This is a genomic window from Lactonifactor longoviformis DSM 17459, from assembly GCF_900129135.1.
GTDB lineage: Bacteria > Bacillota > Clostridia > Lachnospirales > Lachnospiraceae > Lactonifactor > Lactonifactor longoviformis.
On the sequence record NZ_FQVI01000002.1, the window covers coordinates 66356 to 82956 of the forward strand.

A 16601-nucleotide genomic window follows, 5' to 3' on the forward strand; every position below is an offset into this window, starting at 1 on the left:
TACCATACTTCATCCTATAGGATGCCGTCAACTTATATCCTACGTTTTCCTATGAAAGATAACACTCACTTAACATTATCAACGCCATATTGAAAAAAGTCACATATGTAAATAACCGGTATAGATTTTTTTCATCTACAGATAATATTTTTAAATCATAACAGGGAGGTATTGCAATGAAAGCTATCGTATATGACGGGCTGCAGAAAGTGGAATACAGGTCCGTGGAGGATCCCAAATTAGAAAAAGAGGATGATGTCATCGTAAAAGTTACTTCTACGGCTATCTGCGGATCGGATTTACATTTAGTGCACGGCTTAGTAAAAGGAATGTATGACGGATACGTGTTAGGCCATGAGACAATGGGTATCGTAGAAGAAGCCGGAAAGGAAGTTAAAAATCTGAAGAAAGGCGACAGGGTGGTAATCCCTTTTCCGGTTGCCTGCGGACATTGTGAATTCTGTAATAAAGGAGAGTACAGCCAGTGCGATAATTCAAATGATTACGCTGAATCGGGCGGATTATTTGGTTATAGTAAATATCATGGGAATTACGCCGGCGGACAAGCAGAATATATCAGGGTACCATATGCCAATGTAGGTCCTAAAAAAGTTCCGGAAGAATTGACAGATGAGCAGGTTTTATTTGTAACAGACGTCCTGCCGACTTCTTATTGGGGTACTGAAATAGCAAATGTGAAAGCCGGAGATACCGTAGTTGTACTAGGCTGCGGTCCTATAGGACTGATGACGATCAAATGGTGTATTCAAAAAGGAGCCGGCAGGATCATTGCAGTGGATAGTGTGGGATATCGCCTGAACCATGCAAGAAGCTATGGCGTGGAAGCAATAAATTTTGAAGAATATGAACAAGTAGGAGAATATATAAAAGAAATCACTCACGGAGGAGCTCACTCCGTCATTGACTGTGTCGGACTGGATGGCAAAACTTCTGTTGTGGAAAAAATCGAAACTGCGCTAAAACTGCAGGGCGGATCAAAGTCAGCCATAGAAACAGCTTCCCAGTGTATCAGAAAAACGGGAACCGTAGCCCTGGTAGGCGTCTATGGCAATAAATATAATAATTTCCCTCTTGGAAACTTTTTCTCCAAGAATATCTCCTTGAAAATGGGCCAGTGCCCTGCCACCAGATATGTAGATTTGATACTGCAAAAGATTCAAAAAGGTGAATTTGACGCGACAGATATCATCACCCATAAGCTTTCCTTAGAAGAAGGCAGCCACGCATACAGCATTTTTGATAAAAAAGAGGATGGCTGTATTAAAGTAATCTTAAAGCCATAATATCCCATAAATGAACCCTTTGCTTTAACGCATACCGTTTGCCAACTAATCGGGGTTTTGTCCTGGGGCTTATCACCACCCGGCAAAACCCCTGCTTTTATATTTACATACCAGAGTACAGCTCTCTATCTGCGGACAAGTGTATCACCAAAATGTTCCCTGACGATTGCATCCAGCTGCGCTGAAAGATCTGTAAACGGCAAATTCAAATCCAGTGTTTTTACACTGACTTTATTTCCATGCATCCGATAGACATTATTGGGCTGAATCTCTTCCTCTGTTTTTGCATACAGCAGCATACCTGATACCTCATTGGGCTCATCCCCAAATGCATAATGCCGGTTTTTTACATAGGTAAAAATCTGATACAGGTTGTTTGAATGCAGTGTATGCTTATTATACTGTTCCTGCGTTGTGCGGGCATAGTACTTGGCATCGATGATGAGCACAGTATTGCCCTTTTGAAGATGTATATCACTCCGCATTTGGGGCAGCATCGTTCTGATGTCATCATCCACCGCCCACGCAATTTGAGATGCGTTTACTGACAATGAGGGAAAATGCTGAGAATAATATGCTAATATAAATTTTTCATACAAGCGGCACATTCTCTGTTCATCAATAAATGACGCAAGTTTATACTTACCCTTCTCGGTGGTGATTAACATTCCTTCCAGGATCAGCCGGCAGATACCTGTCAGCACTCTGTATGTCTGATTATTTCTCTGAAAACGTATTGATGTCCACTGTATGGCTGACGGCTCAAGGGTATCCACCCCGGAAAAAAACAGCATTTTTTTCTTCAGGTCATCTTTGTAATTTGATTTCACATCGCGGTTTCTAAGTAAAAGCATGACCGTTGTTTTTATAATCTGGTTGAGAGTATTGTTCTCTGACAGCTCATCAAATTCACAAGACAACACCCTTTCATGCCCCAGCCGGTTTCGAATCGTGCCCGGCATATTAATTTTTCCGCGCATGACCGGCAGTTCATCCTGACAGTTCTTATATTCCCGATACAGTCCCTGCTTAAGCTGCAGGCCAATCCCCTTTGACAATATTGCCGAAAAGAGATTATACATGTCTTCAAACTCCTCCGCCGCCACCTCTTCATAAACAGACTGGTTCAGTATTTTAAATGCATAGGACAGCATATAGTATATATTTTTTATTACTATGCCTTTATCCTTCCTCATTGAAATACTCCCTGCAGAATATTTTCCCAGCGCTGATATGTGGTCTTATCGTCGAACCAATATTCGCTCAGCATTGGCAGAATATCAAAATCAACAATGTCCTTCAGCCATTCATCCGTACATTCCGAAATATTGCAAAAATAACTGTGCCCTATGCAGAATCCCTTCCCCAGTGAGGTATCTGCACTAATTTCATCATTTAGCATTTTGATTTTTTCGATGAGTGCATCAAAGGTATCATTCGCAAGGCTTTTCTGATACTTGATGAACCCCTTAGACGTGAATCCCGGCTCCATATCGAAAAAGCTAAACCGGCGACGCAGCGCGTAATCAATCATTGCCAGGCTTCTATCCGCCGTATTCATCAAGCCAATGATATGGAGACGTTTGGGCACTGAAAAACTCAGTCCGTTATAAGCTAAAGTGACGCTTGTTCCGCGATAACCGCACTCAATCAGCATAAGCAGTTCACCGAATATCTTACTCATATTGCCGCGGTTGATCTCATCTATAATAAAGTAATAATCTTTATCCGGATGATTTGCGGCTTTTTTACAGAAGCCATAAAAAATTCCATATCTCAGTTCAAAGCCGTCGTCGACAGGTTTGTACCCCATCATAAAATCTTCGTACGAGTAATTCTGATGGAACTGCACGAACGCAATGCGGTCATCGTCCTTCTCACCCATCATTGCGTAAGCCAGGCGCTTCGCTGCATATGTCTTTCCCACACCCGGAGCTCCCTGCAGAATAATATTCTTTTTCCTGCCAAGGACAGAAATCAAACGCTCGTACTGCTTCTCTGTCATATATACTTGGTCAAGAAATTTCTCCCTGGAATATTTAGGTAAGGTATCTGCCGGAACAGGCGCCGGATTCTCGTCACGAATCATATCCAGGATAAATTCATATTCGCCCTTTGTCAGCTTAAACAGGCTGCCCTGCTGCATAGAAAAATACTCCATGCGTTCCAGCTCCTGGCAGGCTTTAAGCGCTGCGTAATCAATCGGTGATGATAAGCCTTCTATTTTTTCGAAGTATATCTTCTCTCCATCCTGCTCTGCGGTAACTCTGGCAATTGCTACAATCTGCTTCACCGGCGTAGACTCATACCCAATCACCATATCACCGGCCTTCGCATCCAAAAAGTTCTGAAAGATCCTTCGTTTATTCCCGTTATCATTGTAAAGCGTATAATCCTGTACCCCGCCCACAGGCATGCCTGAGATACTCCAGATTTTAGGATTGGCATTTAAAAACCAGTAATGCCGGCCCGAAGTATCATTCGTAAGCAGCTGGCCAACGGTTATATCGAAATACGGCTTCAAAATCACTTCTTCAAACAAGTGCTTATCTGCATCCCCCACCTCTATACAGGTGGAGTTATCATTCGGTGTCCACCATTTTTGCTTTCCCGTATAAGGTTTGGTATCACAAGACTCAGCTATAGCCGTATAGGAGCGCTGATACCATCCATTCTGTTTCTCAGGGTTCAGTTCTGCTTCATCAGAATCAATTCTTCCGAGCAGGCGGATGCTGTTGCCGCGGCACAGGTAAAAATAGTCACCCTTTTTCATGTTGGCCATAAAGCTTTCCCCCTGGGCAGTTTTGCTCCTTGCCTTTGCCGCTGTGTCCTTATGTACCACAACCACGTGTTTTTTTAGAAAAGCGGCTGCTTCTTCATCGGTAATACAGTCCAGGCCATGGCTGATTTTCCAGATTGCAGGCGAAAGGTTCGCATACAAATCCACCTCGGACAAATCAATTCTTTTTAATGCCTCTGCCAATTCCTCACGTAGCTTCCACACATAAGAGCCTTCCTCGTCCTTTTTGGCATTTTTTCCAACATAAAGCACCGGCCACCAGCGTGAATTTTCATCCTCCCTCTGCATAACCGGGCATCCTGTTTTTTGCACTATCCGCTTAGCCAATGCAGATGAGCCTGCATTATAAAAGTTCTTGCTCTCTCCATATTTGATGGATAACTGTGTACACGTGGCCTTCCCGCCATAAGCAAGCATTCTCTTCATTATCTCCAGACTGCTGGGTGTAAAAACCTCGTCATCTTCAAGAAGTGCTTCCCATTCATCGGCAGAAAGCGCCGGCGTATAATCCAATGGCCACCATTCATCCGCTTCCGGCTTGGAATCCTGTTTTCCAAAATGTCTGCTTATGTAAAACCCAACATCGATGGTAAGGGTGTGAAGCTCTGGGTCTGAATAACAGGTCCCGCTCAATTGGGAATTCAGGAGAGCCTTTAGCTCACTGTCCTGCTTCAATTCCTCACAGATTTCATCATAGAAGGCAAGGAAATTACGGATATTCTCTGCAAACGCTCCCCTTTTAAAATGATAATCACTTTCCAGCAGTTCTGCTGCTGCACTAATCTCACCCAGCTTATAAATGTAATACTTGTCAGGATACCGCAGCCACATATAGACAGAAATTGCGTTCTCATGCTGATAGTGCTGTGCTGCACCATTCCCGTCTCTCTCCAACAGAAAATCAGACTTCTCCTTAAAGTTCGCAACACGCTCGTATGTATCCCTGCTCTCGTCAAAGAGCTCAATAAACATGGAGCGAACTTCTTCAGGGGCAAGTTCAGCAAACTTCGTAATCATCCTGGCCGGGAAATTTTTCGCTGAGGCAAGAAGATTTCCTGTTTGTGACAGAGCCTTCCTGAGCATCTGTGCAAAATCATCTGCATTGACATCCCAATTCATCTGAAAACACTTAACCGCTTCCCATTTATATTTTTCCTCCGGCCACTGCTTCTGCACAAATTCCTTCTTGTACCCGGCAAGCGCCTTTTTCAACAGAATCTTGTTAAACATAATTTCTCCTCTTTATCCTTTGTTTTAATGATATCACGTCCTTATGTCTCTTCGATGTTCCGTATGTACCTGCATTTCGGATACTTGGAGCAGCCATAGAATCCACGACCGGCATTCACGCCCTTTTTTGCCTGACGAAAAACAAGGGCACTTCCGCAGCGGGGGCAGATGAGAGAAGTGTCCTGCTGCTCTGTCCTGTTATACTTTTTGTGAATGCGCTCTATATGAGCCGCCTTAACCGCCTGATCCGCATGGGTCAATTCTTCCAGCATATCATACAAAGCTTCCACCTTAGTCTCGTCTGCTGCGTCATTTGCATGATCCCAAATATCCCTCACCGCTGCATATAGCCGATCCCTTTTGATAACACGGATATCCGAACTCTCTACCGTAACCTTTTTTAGTTCGCATCGCTCCGAAAATACTACAATAGAAAATAGTGGAATATCCTCCCCAAGGTATTGTCCAAGCCACTTGATATGCGTTCGATTCTGCTTAATAGGATTATAAAATCGGTTTTTTTCCCGATTCGGCAGCATGGCTGTCCAATAAGTATCTTTCTCATCCCCAAAAATCCAGCCTGAATAATTTTTACTCTCTATGACGAAGATTCCCTTTTGCGTAATAAAGACTACATCGATCTCCGATGTCTCGCCATTATCCTTCGGTACATATATATTGCGAAGTACCTGACCCTTTCGGCCTAGCAGCCTCACTAAGTTAAGCTCCCTCTCTGTCAATTTCTCTCCACGCCGTCCCACCCAGTCTGCATCAAATATACTGTCTAACAGTACGTCTAAAAGTCCCTTTGACATAATATCCCCCCGCATCTATGGTACATTCTAAAATATATCTAAGTACTCTTGTGTATGTTTATAGTTCCATCTCATATCTTTCTTTTTCCTCTTATAACCGCAGGACTAGTCTCTGACAGGGATAATCAAATACTATCAATTTTTCATCATCCACAAATCCGCAGGCATGATAACATGCTCTGGCAGGTATGCCTTTCGGGTCCCCCTCCCGGAAGGTAACTACAGAAATGATATCTCCGAAAGTAAACCATTCAGCCATTTTCATAATCAATCTTTTAGCCACACCCTTTTTACGATACTCTGGATGCACAGCAAGGAAGGACAGTTCTTTTGTTTCTTTTGCGCATATAAGCAGCCCTGCTATTCTCCCGTCTTCCTCTTCCATAATAGCTTCCTCATTACTAACAGCATTGTGCACTGCCTGTAAAAATTCCTTTTCTTTATAACCGGCAAAATCATCTTTTACCAGTTCCATCATCGACACTATTTGTCTTTCATCACTCTTTGTTACATATCTTATCAATCTTGCACCTTCTCTCCATTTAACGTTCTCTATACCTTCAATCATTTTTTATAATCGGTAAACAGGGGCGTCACCTGCCCCTTTAACAGCCTCCATCTTTCCTCTATTCTTCCTTATATTTTTTTAAATTCTCTATCTGCATAAAGTGATCGGCTTCATTCTCTTCCTTCGTTTTTGTTGGGTCATCACGTTCATAGCGGCGGCACGGCAAATCCCCACATTTCCCACAATGCTCGTATTTCCTTTTGTTGATACAGCATTCATAAATATCACAGCAGGAGTCTCCCGTATATTCCAGCCAGAATACCTTGCCTTTGATCTCCCGGCATCCCGGGCAATCCGCCGGGTAATACTCACAATCGGAACATATCGTACCGCAGCAGCTCATCTTCTTTTCCATATACATATTCTCCATTCACATTTTATACAGTCACTCAATGCCGCCCGCCTGCGTCCACGCCACCTGGCACGCCTCCTTCAGATCGGCACGGGCGCGAACATTATAGTTTTTACTACAGATTTATTTTCTTGCGGAAAGAAATAATACTGTACCTGTTATGTAAGATTCAATATCAGAAAAACCAGCCGACTCCAAAAATAAATGCAGCTCTTTTTGGCTATACACCTTTACGTCTCCGGTTTTGGTAAATGGAAATACCACCGCATTGGCAATCCACCTTACTGCCGGAAGGAAAAATGGTTCGGCAATAAAGACTTTCCCGTTCTTCTTCAATACACGCACACATTCCTTGACAAAGACCTGGGGCGTCTCAAAATGATGGAATGCGCAGGACACTGTAATGACGTCCACGCTCTCGTTTTCAAAACCAAGAGGAGCACAAGGCCCCACTGCAAATGTGCAGGCCGGGTATCTTTCCCTGGCAGCCGCAATCATATTTTCTGAAATGTCCACTCCAAAAGCATGCACTCTCTCCTTTTTGGAGAGTTCCCCAAGCAAATGCCCATTGCCGCAGGCAACGTCCAGAATAGTATCTCCTTCCCTGAGCACAGCGTTTTTAATTATCTCTTCTTTGTGGGGTCTTGTGTAACTGCCTTCTGGCGCAGAGTCATATTCCCACGCCATGGCATTGTATACCTTTTGAGACTGTTCCGTCTTTTTTCCCAAATCGATTCCTCCAAAATTCTATTTCCTGCTGAATTCAGTTTACTACATTTGAGATGAAGCGTCCATAAAAGCAGTTAGCCGGATATGAAAAAAATGTCTGGCACTTGTTTTGCCAAACAAAATAAAGGGATTTGCCGGATGGTATTCTTTGTTCTTTGTCCGGCAAATCCCTCTTTTTAAACGATTCGGTCTTATCTCTGTATCCTTTAGGGCAAAACTTTATTTATCTCATCTCGTAATCGGTTCAACATATGTGAAATAGCAAACATAAGAGTCTCATAATGCATATAATCAAGAATATTTCTATCCACCAGAATTTGCAGACTTGCGGGAAATTCTTCATCGGATTCCCAAAACCTCAAAACTACCGGAAGAAAAGGAAACAAGTCGAGCTCATAGGCAACATCCCCCTTTTCCACCTTTCTTCCCTTAAGCCTTTCACATGCAAGGGCCAAGGCATCCTTTTTCCCGTCGAAATACTTCCCGGCATCCTGAAAAAAATCGCTTCCTTTTGCCAATGTGCCGCCCTGTACTGCAGAAAGGCTTCCCACATTTACCCACTCACAGGCAAGATGGCAGTTCTCTTTGGAACAGCAGAGCACATCATATAAGGTCATGGCTTCGTTGTAGTCAGCCTCTCCTTCCGTTTGAAAAGCATCCTCTGACCAGCTTACCTGCCCGTTCAGACGGCTGATACGATATTGCCGGTTCAGACAGCAAATATACAGATAGTTTTTATCCTGCGTCAGTCCAAACTTCCGGATCATCTCTTCCTGATCGTATTGCAGGAATACATCTGCCATATTGTTTTTCATTTTTTCATAATTGGAAATACCCTGTTCTATTTTCATATGCTTCCTTTATCTTTTACTTCTGATCTTTCCTGGCATCTTCATCTGCTTTTGAAGTACTATCTAAATATTAACATTCCCTTTTTTATTTGTAAACCTTTGATGAGAGGCGGTATCGATCTTCTGGGATTTCCCGCGGGGAGGCCGGCTGTCGAGATTCCGGATACCATTTTAACCGGTAACGACTGGCAGATGTACAACAATATTATACTTAACGGTCAATACAGGTGCGTTTTTACCATTAAGTATAACTATTGATTGACTCCTCTCATATTATACGGTAAAATATTACCATAGGAGGCAAAAAAATGGGTCTTGAAAAAATCGCTGAATTTAAAAAGAAATTGGGATTAACAAATGCAGAACTTGCAGAAAGATCTGGTGTACCTCTTGGCACTATAAATAAAATACTCAGTGGCGCTACCAAAGATCCTAAGTTAGAGACCCTTAAATCCATTGCTGGAATACTTGGCCTGACTCTTAATGATTTCGATGATTCTGTCATTAATAAAAATGAACCAACCTATGACGATGTTGAAACGCTTATAATCAAAACTGGGAAAAACATGTCTAAGGAACAGAAATTGCATTTAATACAACTTTTGTCCGAAACAAAATAAATCGGGAGAATCCTTTGTGAAAGAAGGAGATACATAAGTTATTTAAATAAGAGTCGATTCATCCGGGGCTGCTCTATAACGTAACTGCTATCCGTTTTTAATGAATTAATCGCTTTGGCGTTTAATAAAAATATTATTCAATAAGAGGAGGAGTTTTAAGTGAGTAGAGAAAAGAAAAAGGGAAGTTGTCTTAAAACCGCATTGATCGTTATCGTTGTACTTGCCATTCTAGGAGTAATTGGAACTGCTTTGGGTAAAAAAGATGACAAGGTTAAAGACGCGACCGCTGGAAAAGGAGACGCAAAATCCGAAGAAACTAAGGAAAAAACGGAATTTGCCATAGGAGAAACAGCTGAACAAAAAGGGATTCAGATCACTCTGTTATCCACTACTGAATCAAGTGGTAATGAGTTTACGACACCTGATGAGGGTAATGTATTTTTATTGTGCGAGTTCGAGATTACGAATAATTCAGAAAAAGATATTGCTATCAGTTCAATAGCCAGTTTTGAAGCATACTGCGATGATTACTCAATAAACCAAGATATTTTAGGTTTACAGGTATCAGAAGCTGAAGGAAAAAATCAGCTTGACGGTTCTGTTGCTGCCGGGAAGAAGATGAATGGAATAATTGCATATCAGGTACCTGCCGAATGGAGTACCATGGAAATTAAAGTCTCTCCAGACTTTTGGTCAAGCAAAGATATTACATTCGTATTTAACAAATAATTTCATAAAAGCCGGCCCCTGCTCCAACAGGGACCGGATGCGTAACATAGTTTGCGTCTTTTAAAACAAACAGCTCTTTCTTGAAAAGTATGAGAAACTAATTCTTTTTCAGGAAGGAGCTTTTTATAACTATTGCAAAAGAACAATTATGACAGATTATTGCAGACAATAATGTTAACGTAACCAACCATGGCGTGAAGAAACGGCACAGAACAGAAAAGCAATTACTGCTGAGTTTCTAAACTTATTTCCATAACCGCTAACTTTCAAGGATAACTGGAAGTTAGCGGTCTTTCGATACACGGTAATTACACAACTTTATATTTTGCCCGGGTAATCAGATGTGATATTAATTTTTACAGTATTCACCCGTATCCTGCTTTAGTCTAAAATATCATGATGCTCAATGGTGTTGCAATTTGTTATAATGGGAGGAAACTATTATACCGTCTTATTATAGAAATGGTGAAATTCGTTTCACCGTAAGCGCAGCGTTTGTAAGCTGGGACAAATTGAACCTTGCAGCATCAGTCGACAAAAATGCCAAGTCAACCTGACCGCTCAGGTATTCAATGATGCTTCCCTGCAATATTGTGTCTTCCGTTGTAGATAATGTGCTATATTGCATTGTAGAATCGATAAAAGTGTCATTCTGCCGTACTCCCGCAGAAATTGTCTGGTCCGGCACATCAACTGGGGCGATACGGATCATGTAATTGATTTCATATTCGCCTGGAAAATAAATCTGCAGTCCGTTTGTAACTGTCCCAACATCAAAAGAAGGCATAAAATTGTTAAGCTGCACCTGTTCAATCTGGTCAATGGCAGTAAAAGCAAACGTTTGCATCATGTTGGAATAAATACCGCCGAATGCAGTTTCCCTTGCTTTTCCGTCTATTTCTACAGTCGCTGGATTGTCAAATATATTAATGTTAAGATTAGGAGATATAAAGTTTAACTCCTCTCCAAATCGGATGGGTATTGGACCACCATTACCATTGATATAAAACAAAACATCTCCTGGATGAAAGGTGCCCTCAGGGCCTTGTTCTCCCTGAGGACCAGATTCACCCTGCGGGCCTTGTTCGCCTTGAGGACCTGGTTCGCCTTGCAGACCCCGTTCCCCCTGCGGACCTGGTTCGCCTTGCAGACCCCGTTCTCCCTGCGGGCCTGATTCGCCTTGCAGCCCTCGTTCTCCCCGGGGGCCTGGTTCGCCTTGGGGACCCTGTTCGCCCTGCGGGCCGGCATCACCTTGCAGACCTTGTTCCCCTTGAGGACCTGGTTCGCCTTGCAGCCCTCGTTCTCCCTGAGGGCCTCGTTCGCCTTGGGGACCTGGTTGACCCTGGGGACCCTGTTCTCCCTTCGGACCTGGTTGACCCTGGGGACCCTGTTCTCCCTTCGGACCTGGTTCGCCCTGGGGACCCTGTTCTCCCTTCGGACCTGGTTGCCCCTGGGGACCCTGTTCTCCCTTCGGACCTGGTTCGCCCTGGGGACCCTGTTCTCCCTTCGGACCTGGTTCGCCCTGCGGGCCACGGCAGCATCCGCAATTGCAGCAATTGCAACTATTTTTATGATAATTTCCATCCTTGCTATTATTCATATACATATCCTTTCTTTTTTTATGCATACAGGAAACCACATGCATAAGAACTGTATACTATAAGTCTATGCTGGAGGTAAAAATAGTTTATATTTCTGTAACTGCAAATATTTGGTTCTGCTCTATCCATAACAGGGCTGCTGAAGCTGGAAGATAGAAAAGGAAAGTCGCTGAAAAAGGGCTTTCATGGGGACAAATCTACTGTCTCATCTAAATAGGCTATTCTGCATTTTTTTAATCAACGCTATATCAGCTGGCAACCAATCTACAGTATATAATTCATCTTTGTTAAGCCATCTTCCTTCTTCCGCTTCTTTGAGCATAATTTTCCTATCTGCCACAACACACCAGAAGCAATCCATACTTAAATGGAAAGTAGGGTAATCATACTCAACGGTATCAATCAATGCACCGACTTCGACTTTTACATCAAGTTCTTCTTGCATTTCTCTTATCAGAGCCTGCTGAGGTGTTTCACCGTCTTCAATTTTTCCTCCGGGAAATTCCCATTGTCCCTTGAATTCACCATATCCTCTGGCAGTGGCAAAAATCTTAGTTGTACTTTCGAAAGAATCACAAATAACTGCCGCTACTACTTTTGTTGTTTTCACCACATTATTCCTCTAAATGCTGTTTTCTTAATCTGAACTTATACTCTTTGCGAACATTCCCGGATTCATCTTTGTCATCTTCATATGTATAATTCACCAAAGAAAATACACCTTGATAATAATATTCCTGTGGTGAGAATTTAACAAACAAATGTATTATTTTTCCGTCACGCTCTGCATCTACAATTGCTCTGTTACCAATAGTCATCTGCTGGTGGCCAGTTTTTCCTTCGCCAGAATACATATAATCCCCATCGGAAGTCCAATGGTCATGATATACAAAACCAGCCTTCTTTTTATCTACCGAAGAAATGAGAACTACTGTTGACGATGTTCTATTAATTCCCCGGCCAAAGCCAGCAATCTTAATTCCAAATTGTTCTTCTACTTGTTGATAGGTGAGAACAGGCTGTCTTGCTAAATGCCTTACATTATAATCAGGGCCAAATCCATCCTCAATTCCTTTTCTATTTCTTTTCACAAGAACAGTTTGTCCATCTGTTATGTGACGTTCTTCTTCCGTCTTACGTGCTTCCTCTGCTGCTTGTTGCTGCATTTTTGCAGCCAATTTTTTGTTATTGACTTCTTTCATAATTTCAGCTTGCACCGATGAATCTTCGGCCTCTATAAACTGTTCAAAAGCATCTGGGTATATAAACTTTGATTCTTTAGCTGCAAAATTGATTGTCAAATGATTGTCTGAAACCTCAGTTATTATACCTATCCCAAAAACCTTATGTTTTACTTTTATATTTAATATATCTGCAATTCTCACTATAATAATCCACCTATGCCTTATAAATTTCTAGTGCTTCTGTTGCCATTCTGTCATCGTTAGGTGTAAGATATCGAATTTCCACTGTGGTCATTTCCGTAACTTCCCATTTTTTCTATGAGCAGTTTACTACATTTACGTGAACCGTCCATAATAGTAGTTATTCTGCGCCGTTGCGTAAAAGCGTTTTGTAGAAACGGCAGTCTTGTAATACGCCTAATCTGATTCCTCCAATGCCTTTTTAATTTTTTCAACCTCCACATGTTTTCTCCGCTTTGCGCTAGCATACAGCTTTCGAAACTGTTTCTGGTCGCCGGTTTTCTGTGCCTCCAACATAAGACAGATAAAACAGACCGTCAAGTCTTCCTTGCATCGTTAAAGCCCCAGTTCTGCAACCCGGCATGCATCCTCCTGCTGTCCATGCTCCTGATAATATGTAATCAAGGCAGAATATTCTTTGCTGCTGCTCTCCAGATGTTCTTCCAGATAGGATAAATATTTATCTTCTTTCCCGTGTTCGTAATACAAGTATGCGGCCCTCTCTTTGTATGTACCCGATGCGTCCATAATATCCGCACATGCCAGATACTCTTCTCGATTGGCACACAGCTTTTCTGTCAGTTCCTCCATCACATCGCCACAGTTATAATAAACGTAATATTTATTTCGGATTATATCCTCCAGAACCTTCTTTCTTATCCCCCAGTCTTCCTGTTCCAGCTTTCCATTCCTGATAAGTGCTTCGCAGATGTTCTGGATTGTATCAATCTCCGGTTGGTCGTCAATCATTTTGTAACTTAACCATTTGATCCCTTCCTGACTTCCAACAAGCAGCCAGCTTCAATTCTTTTTGTCCGCTGTCACCTGATATTGTATTCAGGCATTTTATACGGATATCCAGCAACATTTCCGTCTTTCTATCGATTTGGGAGCGAACCTCATATCTTTCACGATAGCAATTACCTTTCCGCGTTAGTTCTTCCTCCAGCGCTTCCAGCTTAACAATTTCACCCTCCAAGAACATTGCCATATCAATGAACATCTCCTTAGAAATTCCCTCTTCCAGAAGGATTCTGGGCTTGACCTTTTTGCACACTGGGTGTTCAAACATTCTAAGTAATTTTAGAATCTGACTACTCTGTTCCTGTCCGTTTGTCAATTGCGTGACCGCTCTGATCCAATCCTCTCCCACATCACAGAGTTTTCTGGAAAACATGCCCTCTTTATCCGCATCAGACAAGGAAAATGTTTCCTCCTCTGGCTCATCCTCAGAATCTTCAGCTTTTTCAACTGAAAATTTCAGCTCACAAACCCTGTCTAAGAGCCTAACCACATGCTCATACTCCTCCAGACACAGCAGGTCATGGCATCCTGCAAAAACTCTGTTCAGAAATGGTATCACACCAAACACATCGTTATGCCAGCTTTCCCAGTCATCCATATATCTGCCATCATTGTCAAACTCATAATAATGTGTCTCATACTCAAAATATATCTCACCATTCTCAACACTTTCACAAAATTTATTAATCTCATCATACCTTGGCATACCAATAATTTTCTTTTCTCAAGAAAGCGACAGCCAGATTCCTTCCCGCTGACTTTCAGAAAGCAGCTTTGCCTGAGATAAAATCCATGCATCCTTCTCCGCTTCCGACATTTGAGTTAATTGTTTTTCTATTTTATCTAAAAAACTCATCGTTGTTCCCTTTCGTCTTTTCTAAATTATCAGCATTATCCGTATTCTTTTACTTTTCCTGACAGCAAGGCAGACTTCTCAATTTCCGCAGAGCAATTCATCAATTTTAACATCAAAATTATCTTCCTTACACTCACAAGATCAACTGCACAATCGCCTCCTAACAGAAAGAGAATATATAGCAGCCGGCAGGTCCTGCACTATATGGGAAAATCTTTCGATGCCTCACGTAATTTAATTTTTTTGTGGACCAGCACTTCGGATAATTACTGCAGCCCAAAAAATTTCCGTACTGTCCACTTTTTTCGCTTAGCTTTCCACCACACTGCGTACAAACTGAAGCGTCGTATCTGATACGCTTTTGTTTACTTTTGTCTCCCCGATGCTTCATCATGGTATTTCCATTTTCTTCCGCTTTATATAAACAATTTTTACATATATCCGAATTCATATGATTTTCACCGCCATATAATAAGAGCTCATTCCTTTAGATAACTATAAAACAACGAAGCCCGTTAGCCCTTGTGGTTAGCGGGTTTTCGCTGTTCTGTACTTGTTGCAAAATCCGCTTCGGTCAAATCTCGGTCAAATAATTTTCTAAAGAAATGTTGCACCTTTTCTATTCTCTTTCTTATTCTTGTTCTGATTATATGATTTCCTTATACAAATTCTGTAATTTATCCATTTCCGATTTTGCTTTATCATCTGTGACGTGCGTATACAAATCCAGTGTGATTGCTATGGAATAATGTCCGAGGAATCCTTGTACTACCTTTGCGTCAATCCCGGCTTCAAAACAACGCGTTGCAAAAGTATGACGAAGTGCATGTGGATAAAAATGCGGAATCGGTATAAACACTGTCTTGTTTTTCTCTGCCTGCTTTTTTCGTTCCTTATTGATAGATTTTTCTATCCAGTCTAACGTCACTTGAAAGGTGTGTTCTGTAATCGGTTTTCCGTTCTTTCCAACAAACACAAGATTTTCAAATCCCTCTAATGGTTGCCATTCACTAGCTGACAACTGCATTTCTTTCAACTGAATCCACTGACGTTTTAAAGCCTTATACACACTGTCCTGCATGGGAATCGTCCGTATACTGTTCTTTGTCTTTGGTGTCTGGTACTTGAATACATACTTCTTTGTTTCCTTATCTTTGATATACACCAACGTTTTATTTACAGAAATTTCCCGTTTCCGAAAATCTACATCATCCCATGTAAGCCCAAGCAGTTCTCCGCCACGCATTCCCGTTCCGAGTGCTACCTGTATGAGATTCTCGTGTATTCTCTCCTTTGCGTGTTCCAATACTTCCCGTTGTTCTTTCACAGTCAGTACCCGTATCTGTTTTGTCTTTGTTTTGGGAACTTCCACTCCTGCACATGGGTTGAATGTAAGAATCCTGTTATGCACTGCATATTTGAACATAGCATTGAGAATATTATACACATCCCGTATAGTCTTTGTGCTGTAATCATCATCTGCCATATTCTGAAGCAGACGTTCCAAAATAATCGGATTAAAATCTGCCACACGTTGTTTTCCTATCTGCTTCTTTATGTAACGTCTGTAAAAATCATCATAACGTACTTGTGTACTCTCCTTGATAGTCCGCTTCTTATGGGTATTCAGCCAGATATCAAACCATGTATCCAGAGTGATATTATCGCCCTTTCCTTTCAACCCATGCTTGACTTCATAGCGTAAATCTTCCATTTCTTGAACTAACTTTTTTAAGTCCGCATTATCTTTTGTATACGTTTCTCCTTTGTAATAAAACCGCCCTCTGTAAATTCCGCTTTTTCTCTGCATAATTCCCGGCGGTAATGGATTTCCTTTTAAGTCCTTGCCCAATCTGCACGCTCCTTTCCGTGCAAGGACTATCAGAACTGGTCTGACAGTATTATATGCTTATTTGTG

The 16601-nt window shown here is 41.9% G+C and carries 19 protein-coding genes; 3 read left to right on the top strand and 16 right to left on the bottom strand.

The features are described from left to right. Window positions 1-176 precede the first annotated feature (176 nt). Entirely contained in the window at window positions 177-1304 is a 1128-nt protein-coding gene (locus tag BUA56_RS02835) for a zinc-dependent alcohol dehydrogenase (RefSeq protein ID WP_072848868.1), read from the top strand. Between the two features lie 125 nt (window positions 1305-1429). On the opposite strand, the gene mcrC is transcribed toward BUA56_RS02835, so the two are convergent. From mcrC to BUA56_RS02870, 7 genes are all read right to left on the bottom strand, one after another. Beyond that, window positions 1430-2500, bottom strand: a complete 1071-nt coding sequence (gene mcrC, locus BUA56_RS02840) for a 5-methylcytosine-specific restriction endonuclease system specificity protein McrC (RefSeq protein WP_072848871.1) — start codon at window positions 2498-2500, stop codon at window positions 1430-1432. Next, window positions 2497-5334 carry an AAA family ATPase gene (locus BUA56_RS02845; RefSeq protein WP_072848873.1) on the bottom strand — a complete coding sequence of 946 codons (2838 nt, stop codon included), beginning with the start codon at window positions 5332-5334 and terminating at the stop codon, window positions 2497-2499. The genes mcrC and BUA56_RS02845 overlap by 4 nt, the downstream gene beginning before the upstream one ends. A gap of 41 nt (window positions 5335-5375) precedes the next feature. Continuing rightward, window positions 5376-6149, bottom strand: a complete 774-nt coding sequence (locus tag BUA56_RS02850) for an NERD domain-containing protein (RefSeq protein WP_072848874.1) — start codon at window positions 6147-6149, stop codon at window positions 5376-5378. Window positions 6150-6240: 91 nt separating this feature from the next. Further along, a complete protein-coding gene (locus BUA56_RS02855) occupies window positions 6241-6717 on the bottom strand; it encodes a GNAT family N-acetyltransferase (RefSeq protein WP_242946708.1) in 477 nt (158 codons plus the stop codon). Window positions 6718-6775: 58 nt separating this feature from the next. After that, entirely contained in the window at window positions 6776-7072 is a 297-nt protein-coding gene (locus BUA56_RS02860) for a DUF3795 domain-containing protein (RefSeq protein WP_072848875.1), read from the bottom strand. A 120-nt stretch (window positions 7073-7192) separates the two neighbouring features. Beyond that, entirely contained in the window at window positions 7193-7798 is a 606-nt protein-coding gene (locus BUA56_RS02865) for a class I SAM-dependent methyltransferase (protein WP_072848876.1), read from the bottom strand. A gap of 206 nt (window positions 7799-8004) precedes the next feature. Continuing rightward, complete coding sequence (locus tag BUA56_RS02870) at window positions 8005-8649, bottom strand: DUF3786 domain-containing protein (RefSeq protein WP_072848877.1); 645 nt, start codon at window positions 8647-8649, stop codon at window positions 8005-8007. Window positions 8650-8957: 308 nt separating this feature from the next. On the opposite strand from BUA56_RS02870, the gene BUA56_RS02880 reads away from it, so the two are divergent. Further along, complete coding sequence (locus BUA56_RS02880) at window positions 8958-9269, top strand: helix-turn-helix domain-containing protein (protein WP_072848879.1); 312 nt, start codon at window positions 8958-8960, stop codon at window positions 9267-9269. Between the two features lie 159 nt (window positions 9270-9428). Then, complete coding sequence (locus BUA56_RS02885; protein ID WP_072848880.1) at window positions 9429-9998, top strand: DUF5067 domain-containing protein; 570 nt, start codon at window positions 9429-9431, stop codon at window positions 9996-9998. 454 nt (window positions 9999-10452) lie between these two features. Here BUA56_RS02885 and BUA56_RS23545 read toward each other — a convergent pair whose 3' ends face one another. From BUA56_RS23545 to BUA56_RS02920, 9 genes are all read right to left on the bottom strand, one after another. After that, on the bottom strand, window positions 10453-11010 hold the full coding sequence (locus BUA56_RS23545) for a collagen-like protein (protein ID WP_242946709.1): 558 nt from the start codon (window positions 11008-11010) through the stop codon (window positions 10453-10455). Further along, window positions 10953-11582, bottom strand: coding sequence for a hypothetical protein (locus BUA56_RS23550; protein WP_242946710.1), 630 nt, complete (start codon window positions 11580-11582; stop codon window positions 10953-10955). Before BUA56_RS23550 ends, BUA56_RS23545 begins: the two co-directional genes overlap by 58 nt. 222 nt (window positions 11583-11804) lie before the next feature. Continuing rightward, window positions 11805-12212 (bottom strand): (deoxy)nucleoside triphosphate pyrophosphohydrolase, encoded by a 408-nt coding sequence (locus BUA56_RS02900; RefSeq protein ID WP_423241191.1) that lies wholly within the window; start codon window positions 12210-12212, stop codon window positions 11805-11807. Between the two features lies 1 nt (window position 12213). Beyond that, the gene (locus BUA56_RS02905) at window positions 12214-12984 is read right to left on the bottom strand and encodes an SRA domain-containing endonuclease (protein ID WP_072848881.1); all 771 of its coding nucleotides are present in this window, start codon (window positions 12982-12984) and stop codon (window positions 12214-12216) included. Between the two features lie 375 nt (window positions 12985-13359). Next, the gene (locus BUA56_RS22545) at window positions 13360-13773 is read right to left on the bottom strand and encodes a hypothetical protein (protein WP_084067598.1); all 414 of its coding nucleotides are present in this window, start codon (window positions 13771-13773) and stop codon (window positions 13360-13362) included. Next, window positions 13766-14533 carry a hypothetical protein gene (locus BUA56_RS22550; RefSeq protein WP_084067599.1) on the bottom strand — a complete coding sequence of 256 codons (768 nt, stop codon included), beginning with the start codon at window positions 14531-14533 and terminating at the stop codon, window positions 13766-13768. Before BUA56_RS22550 ends, BUA56_RS22545 begins: the two co-directional genes overlap by 8 nt. 18 nt (window positions 14534-14551) lie before the next feature. After that, window positions 14552-14683, bottom strand: coding sequence for a hypothetical protein (locus BUA56_RS23830; RefSeq protein ID WP_278320841.1), 132 nt, complete (start codon window positions 14681-14683; stop codon window positions 14552-14554). Between the two features lie 160 nt (window positions 14684-14843). After that, window positions 14844-15134: a topoisomerase DNA-binding C4 zinc finger domain-containing protein gene (locus BUA56_RS24055; RefSeq protein WP_072848882.1), complete on the bottom strand. Its 291-nt coding sequence runs from the start codon at window positions 15132-15134 to the stop codon at window positions 14844-14846. A gap of 195 nt (window positions 15135-15329) precedes the next feature. Next, window positions 15330-16397, bottom strand: a complete 1068-nt coding sequence (locus tag BUA56_RS02920; protein WP_242946711.1) for a tyrosine-type recombinase/integrase — start codon at window positions 16395-16397, stop codon at window positions 15330-15332. Window positions 16398-16601 lie beyond the last annotated feature (204 nt).

What these genes read in the sequence shown, in the direction of transcription:
- BUA56_RS02835 (WP_072848868.1), top strand. Translation starts at nt 177, where the DNA reads ATGAAAGCTATCGTATATGACGGGCTGCAGAAAGTGGAATACAGGTCC.
- mcrC (WP_072848871.1), bottom strand. Translation starts at nt 2,500, where the DNA reads ATGAGGAAGGATAAAGGCATAGTAATAAAAAATATATACTATATGCTG.
- BUA56_RS02845 (WP_072848873.1), bottom strand. Translation starts at nt 5,334, where the DNA reads ATGTTTAACAAGATTCTGTTGAAAAAGGCGCTTGCCGGGTACAAGAAG.
- BUA56_RS02850 (WP_072848874.1), bottom strand. Translation starts at nt 6,149, where the DNA reads ATGTCAAAGGGACTTTTAGACGTACTGTTAGACAGTATATTTGATGCA.
- BUA56_RS02855 (WP_242946708.1), bottom strand. Translation starts at nt 6,717, where the DNA reads ATGATTGAAGGTATAGAGAACGTTAAATGGAGAGAAGGTGCAAGATTG.
- BUA56_RS02860 (WP_072848875.1), bottom strand. Translation starts at nt 7,072, where the DNA reads ATGGAAAAGAAGATGAGCTGCTGCGGTACGATATGTTCCGATTGTGAG.
- BUA56_RS02870 (WP_072848877.1), bottom strand. Translation starts at nt 8,649, where the DNA reads ATGAAAATAGAACAGGGTATTTCCAATTATGAAAAAATGAAAAACAAT.
- BUA56_RS02880 (WP_072848879.1), top strand. Translation starts at nt 8,958, where the DNA reads ATGGGTCTTGAAAAAATCGCTGAATTTAAAAAGAAATTGGGATTAACA.
- BUA56_RS23550 (WP_242946710.1), bottom strand. Translation starts at nt 11,582, where the DNA reads ATGGAAATTATCATAAAAATAGTTGCAATTGCTGCAATTGCGGATGCT.
- BUA56_RS22545 (WP_084067598.1), bottom strand. Translation starts at nt 13,773, where the DNA reads ATGATTGACGACCAACCGGAGATTGATACAATCCAGAACATCTGCGAA.
- BUA56_RS22550 (WP_084067599.1), bottom strand. Translation starts at nt 14,533, where the DNA reads ATGCCAAGGTATGATGAGATTAATAAATTTTGTGAAAGTGTTGAGAAT.
- BUA56_RS23830 (WP_278320841.1), bottom strand. Translation starts at nt 14,683, where the DNA reads ATGAGTTTTTTAGATAAAATAGAAAAACAATTAACTCAAATGTCGGAA.
- BUA56_RS24055 (WP_072848882.1), bottom strand. Translation starts at nt 15,134, where the DNA reads ATGAATTCGGATATATGTAAAAATTGTTTATATAAAGCGGAAGAAAAT.
- BUA56_RS02920 (WP_242946711.1), bottom strand. Translation starts at nt 16,397, where the DNA reads ATGGAAGATTTACGCTATGAAGTCAAGCATGGGTTGAAAGGAAAGGGC.